General features: G+C 26.5%; 5 protein-coding genes. All 5 read right to left on the reverse strand.

Annotated elements, in window-relative coordinates; genetic code table 11:
• Positions 1 to 8: 8 nt before the first annotated feature.
• Positions 9 to 1,442 carry a polysaccharide deacetylase family protein gene (locus KPL37_RS02740; RefSeq protein WP_216145893.1) on the reverse strand — a complete coding sequence of 478 codons (1,434 nt, stop codon included), beginning with the start codon at positions 1,440 to 1,442 and terminating at the stop codon, positions 9 to 11.
• 98 nt (positions 1,443 to 1,540) lie between these two features.
• Entirely contained in the window at positions 1,541 to 2,620 is a 1,080-nt protein-coding gene (locus KPL37_RS02745) for a glycosyltransferase family 4 protein (RefSeq protein WP_216145894.1), read from the reverse strand.
• An 82-nt stretch (positions 2,621 to 2,702) separates the two neighbouring features.
• Positions 2,703 to 4,436: a capsular polysaccharide export protein, LipB/KpsS family gene (locus tag KPL37_RS02750; RefSeq protein WP_216145895.1), complete on the reverse strand. Its 1,734-nt coding sequence runs from the start codon at positions 4,434 to 4,436 to the stop codon at positions 2,703 to 2,705.
• A gap of 24 nt (positions 4,437 to 4,460) precedes the next feature.
• Positions 4,461 to 5,876 carry a lipopolysaccharide biosynthesis protein gene (locus tag KPL37_RS02755; RefSeq protein ID WP_216145896.1) on the reverse strand — a complete coding sequence of 472 codons (1,416 nt, stop codon included), beginning with the start codon at positions 5,874 to 5,876 and terminating at the stop codon, positions 4,461 to 4,463.
• Positions 5,877 to 5,987: 111 nt separating this feature from the next.
• A partial coding sequence (locus tag KPL37_RS02760) for a DegT/DnrJ/EryC1/StrS family aminotransferase (protein WP_216145897.1) occupies positions 5,988 to 6,468 on the reverse strand: 481 nt, incomplete at its 5' end.

A 6,468-nucleotide genomic window follows, 5' to 3' on the forward strand; every position in this document is an offset into this window, starting at 1 on the left:
TCATCCTCCTAAATAGTTTTCTCGTATTTTGAAATTATATCTTCTCCACTAGTAACATCACAATTGCAAGTTTTAATATAATCATAAAACCACTGAAATATATCTCTAGAATGAATATTATATTCCTTTGAAATTGCAGAATTATGCCACAATAAAACAAAAATACCATTATGAATCTCAACTTTTCGAATCAATTCCTTAATATACTTTACAGATTCCTCAAAATCCAGCTTCATGTATTGCATTAAAGACCCATCCATAACTATTAATGGGATTTCCCATATATCAATAATTCTATCATTTTTTAAATCATATGGCTTATAAGGTAAACAATATCCCCCTTTAAATCCAGCACATTCTGGAAAACATAAAGTAGTATCATAATGAATCCTATGTTTTTCCTGAATTGACCAGGTTTTATGAGGATTGAAACTTAGATAATGCTGTCTAACACCTACTTTATCTACTTTAACAAATCTTTTTTTGAATATCATAAATTCCTTACTAAATAAGTTTTCATTATCCGCTGTTCCAAGACCTGGATGAAATCCAATTTCATTGTCTCCATTAGATATTTGTTTTAAAATTTTTTTCACTTTCTTATTTGTTGTACTATATCCCTTACCATCTGTCATAAAATAGAAACTTGAATTATATCCCATGCTTTTCTCCATACTTAAAATCATATTAAAAGTATCAGATGGATCTTTCTCTATTTTACATAACTCTGTAGCTATATATCCTCTTATTCTTCTTAAAACTTCTTTTGGTTTTCTGTCTATTAGTAAAATACTTAACTCAAGTCTTACTTCCCGCAGAAAAGTCAAGTATTTACTTACCACATCTACATCATGTGACAATAATACTTGAAAGCTTTTTTCTCCCCATAAGTTCTTTTTTTTAATATTAATATTGTATTTAATATTTAATGTATCTATGAACCATTGAATACTATCATTTACAACAGGCCTCTTCAATAAGTCATGTGCATACAATATACTTTTCTTTATATTAAACCTACCATACATATCATATTCATCTATGACGTATTCCTCATAGCAAGTCAAAAAGAAAAAACTAGTTTGTATAATATCTATATTAACAATAAGTTTATCTCCCACATTTTTTATAAAATAATCTTCATCACTATTCATAAAAAAAACAGGTAATTCTTCATAACTTTTTATGTCTGTAGGAATTGATTTTAAAGTTAAGTATTCCTTTGAAAATAAAGGACCTTCTAATAATATCATATTTGCACAAATGTTATTTTTAATATTTCCATAAGATATAACTAAATCAAACCTCTGATTTAGACACTTAAAATCATGAGCACTAACTATTAAGACATCTACTTCATAATCTTTAAAAATAGTATTAGCTGTATATTCTATTTGCTTTTTAAATACCTCGTTAAAATATATAAATGCTATATGTTTCATTTAACATCACCACTACCCCAATTTACACTTTTAATTGTATTATTCTTTTTATTTTTATTTTTAATGACAAAGTTATTTCAAACTATAATATAATATCACTATTTATTAATATTAACCAGTTTTTTATATAGATTGTCCATAATTTTTGCATTATTCATCCAACTATATTTCTTTAGGACTAATTTTCTTGCATTTTTTGAAAATTGTACCATTCGCACTTCATTTTCAATGATTTTCATAATCTTTAACTTTATATCTTCACTACTTTTTTGCTTTATTACAAATCCATTGTAATTATCGAAAATTATCTCTTTTAACCCACCTACATTAGTAGCAAGTATTGGCCTTCCACATGCACAAGCTTCAACAGCTGAGACCCCAAAACTCTCACTTAAAGAAGGTAGACATACTATATCCATCATATTTATATATTCAGGTACTTTATCATTATCTATCTTCCCTGTAAAGGTAACATTAGATTTAATATCTAGTTCATTTACTAATGCTTGAAGTTTTATTCTTTGTGTACCCTCACCAACGATTAGAAGCTTCAATTGCTTGTTTCCATGATATTCTTGTATAACCTTTGAAAAGCCCTCAATAAGATAATCTATCCCATATATTTTTTCTAATCCCTTAATAACGCCTATTGTAATATTTATACTACTTAATATAGGTGTGTAACATTTAAATTTATCTATATCTACCCCAAATGGAGTTATTATAATTTCTTTGTTATAATATTTTCCCGTTTCCTCAGCCATATCATTACTTGTAGAACAGACTTTATCAGCCCCTTTTAATATGTACTTAAGTAACCACTTTTTAGCAATATTCACCTTTGGAAACTCATAAATATCACTACCCCATACAGAGATTATAAAGGGATGACGATTACACATTCTCCCATAAAGTCCGTAACTAGTGGCATAGTGACTATGCAATATATCCGGATTAATCTCTTTTACTAATTTTTTAATATCCCTAATTAATAAAAAATAACTTAATTTATTTTCAGATATACTTCTCAGTACATGCACATATACATTACTTTCATAAACATAATCTGTTTTCCTCATAGAAATTATATGAATTTCATCGTAAATACCAGAAAAATATTCAGCCCATTTTCTGGTATGTATACTTTGCGCATCTGCTAAGAAACAAATTTTTACCATAATTATCCTCCTATTTTTTTATACTATTAAGTATAAAAAAGTTGTTAGAACCTTAATTATAAATCACTATCCTTAACTATATTTATAAATTTCTATAAGGATTTTCAATAATACCTATTATTCTCTCTGTTACTTTTCCATCTAGTTTATAAAAATTTTCAGTAATATACTTTTTCATGTTATTATTTAAAGTCATTTCTTCTAAATTTATTTTCACCATATATTCCAAAAGTTCATTTTCGTCCTTAACACCAAATGATACTCCATCTTTAACAAACCCTCCAGCATCGTTATATTTAGGAAGAATTATACAAATAGATGGTTTATTCATAAGAGCGGCTTCTACCACCACTGTTGAATGTACACTTATTATAAGGTCACTCCATTTAATTAATTCATACAGATCTCCATCTTTAATTATTTTACAGTTTTTTATATGAAACTTTTGCACCATCTCTTCATAAAACTCGAAGTTTAAATCTGCAGGGTGAAGTTTTATAATTAATTTATAATCTTCCTTCATTAAACTAAGTGCCTTAAATAACATTATAGTAGCAGGTTCAAGTAAATCCCTAAAGTATTGAGTTGCATAAACTATTTTTAGCATCCCACTTTTTTTAATAGTTTTTAAATATCCATTTTGAACTAATGTGTCTGTTCTTACTTGCCCAACAACACTAACATTTTCTTTATTATATACATTTGTATGAGATATTAATAATTTTTTATAGTTTTCTCCCCAAACGAATGTATGTTTAGGAACTAACACCTCTTTATACTTTGAATTAATTATATAAGTAGATGATGTTTCATTAATTATTCCATGTTGTACAGCATAAGTAGCTATATTAAACCTATTACCTGCTGCTATAAAACATCGGCCTCTGTCTCCCTCGCCAACTACTAAACATTTTTGAATCTTAAATTTATCAATAAATTTTCCTGCTACTACCAACTCATATAAATATGAATAATAGTTTTCTCTTAAATTCTTCATTACATAATTAAGCATAACATCTTTAAGATTTAGTTCATTGAAATGAAAATCTAATTTGTTAATATAAATTAAATTATCAACTATTAAGCTATTATTTATATATTTTTTAGATTTAAGTCTTTTGTAAAAAATAAATAATTCAAAAGGTACAAAATTTTCATGATAATTTAATGTCTTATCTATTATATATTTATTGTTTAACTGTTGAAAGTTTATTATATTATAATTTTCTTTTAATTTATCTATAACTTGTCCTAATTGGGTATCATAATAACCATTTTTGTTGCCTTTAACAGGGTTTAAATCTGAGGCATGTGAAATAACCAAAAATGGTTCTTTCCGATGATTTTTATTAAGGGGTGAATTATAGAATAAAAATTTACAATAATTTCCTAAGCCTCTTATAAATCTTCTAAATAACTTGATTTTACTTATAGGAAGAATATTTTTTTTGCTATAAATTTTATTGCATTTAATATTAAAGACATCATTACAAACTTTTTTCATAATGTCATCATCTGTCTGTACTTCTAAGTCTTCATTAACTTTTTTCTTTGTATTCCTTATAACCATAATACAAAAAATCAAGCCATTCAATTTTCTATATATAGTAGGTCTATCGAAAACATATAAGGGTACATTATCATATACATATAATTCTTCAAGTTTTAGTCCATTAACCTTTTGATTTTCTAAGTAAGTTAAATACCTAAAAGCTTCATCTTCTATATTTATATTCCCTATATATTCAAATAAACCCATAACCGTGCCATTCATTATTAACTCTTTTTTTTGTGCTGTATAGATTAATTTAACCATTAAATTCCATCCTACTCTTTTGATTTATTTTTTCATTAATCTTTTACTAATCTTTTGAATTTGATAACCTAATATAATTAATGTTGCTATTAATATTCCATATCTTAAAATCAAATTATTTTTAACTATATAAAACATAGCACTGCTTAAAACTATTGATATAATACCATAAGCAAAAGGCTTAAAAGTATATATTCTTACATCAAATATACGTAGGGATATAAAATAATGATATAAAAACAATATAACATATGCTATTATTGTTGTCCAAGTAGCTGCAACCGCACCATACCTTGGAATCAATATATAATTTAATACAACATTTGTTAAGGCTGCAATAAGAGTTCCAAGGGAAAGTAACTTTGTGTTTTTAGTATAAAACTCAAGATTAGCTGGTATACTGTATAAAAACTGAAAATAATATCCCACCATTATTAATGGCACATAATCTAAACCTTTGTAAAAATCACTTGTTCCCATTAGCTTTCCTATTTCAGGTGATATAAATATTAATACAAATCCCATAACAGAAAATATCATAATATAATATTTAATCTTTAATCTTATATCATCATAATTTTTTTCTTTCATATTTTCATAAAACCAAGGCACCCAAGCTTTGTTACATGCAAGCCACACAATGTACATTATCATTCCTATTTTATATGCAAAACTATATATTCCTGCAGCACTAGATCCTAACATACTGTTTATCATTACTGTATCAACTGACTGCAATATTACGCCTGATAAAAGATGTACAATTGCTGGTATCGATAATATTAAAGCATACTTCCAGTATTTAAAATTAATTAGTTTTTTACCTTTTCTCATTGCAATTATGTACAAAATTGTTCCATAAAGTAGAGCAACAATAAGTAAAGAACCAATCCTACCATAATATTTATCTGTTTTAAAATTATATATAAGAATTATAGCTAAAATTGTGTTTAAAATTGCACTACTTATTGATATAAGCAAATATTTTTTATATTTATATTCAGCATTTAATTTTGCATTAGAAAAATCCACAATAAAGCCAAAAAAACTTTGAATGATAAGAAACATAACTAATATAGAATTTAAATCAATTATTTTGCCTATTTGCTTTTTAAAGATAAACGCAATAACAAACCATAAAATAGCAAGTAAGGTAGCTAAAAAAAGTATCGAGGAGGCAAACTCATCATATCTTTCTTTAAAATCCACTTTTGCATTATTAACTGTAGCGAGAAGTCCTAATGTAATTATGGTTGTAAAAACGGAAAGCCATGTAGTATATACATTAACTATTCCAAATCCGCTAGTCCCAAGCATACGCGTAAAAATAGGCATGGTTATAAAAGAAATACCTTGAACAAAAAATGTTCCTATAGTAAACCAGATACCACTTTTAACCAACCTGTTTTGGTATATTTTTTTAATAAAATCTATATTCATATTCTTCTCCTATCCACTTTAAGCATCACCTATTGAAGTACAAAATCCACTAAAGTAGCCTAATTAATGATGTCCAGTTAAGATATCATTAAGAACTAGGAAATAACAAACTTATTTCCTAGAGTTTTTTATTAATTCACATATCTCTTTTATATCTTCTTTCTTAAGTCCTACAGAACTTGGAAGATTTATTCCCCTTGCATATAGCTCATTTGTAACAGTTAAATCTCCATGTCTACTTCCCTTATATGGAGGCATATCATGTATAGGCATAAAGAAAGGTCTTGCCTCTATTTTCCCTGCATTTAATTTCTGTATAAGTTCATCACGAGTTATACCATATTCGTCTTCAACTAGGATTGAATATAACCAATAACAGTTTTCTATATTTTCTCTTTCTGCAGGCAATGTAATTCCTTTAATTTCACCTAAAAGCTGGTTATAATACACTGCATTTTCTCTTTTAATTTTTAAATATTCCTTAACATTTTCAAGTTGAGCTACTCCAAATGCAGCTAAAAGATTTGGCATTCTCATATTATATCCTATTTCTGAATGATAAAATGCTTTATTTTCAGTCACTACTTTTGTT

Origin of the sequence: Clostridium frigoris, assembly GCF_018861865.1 — a bacterium.
GTDB lineage: Bacteria > Bacillota > Clostridia > Clostridiales > Clostridiaceae > Clostridium_AD > Clostridium_AD frigoris.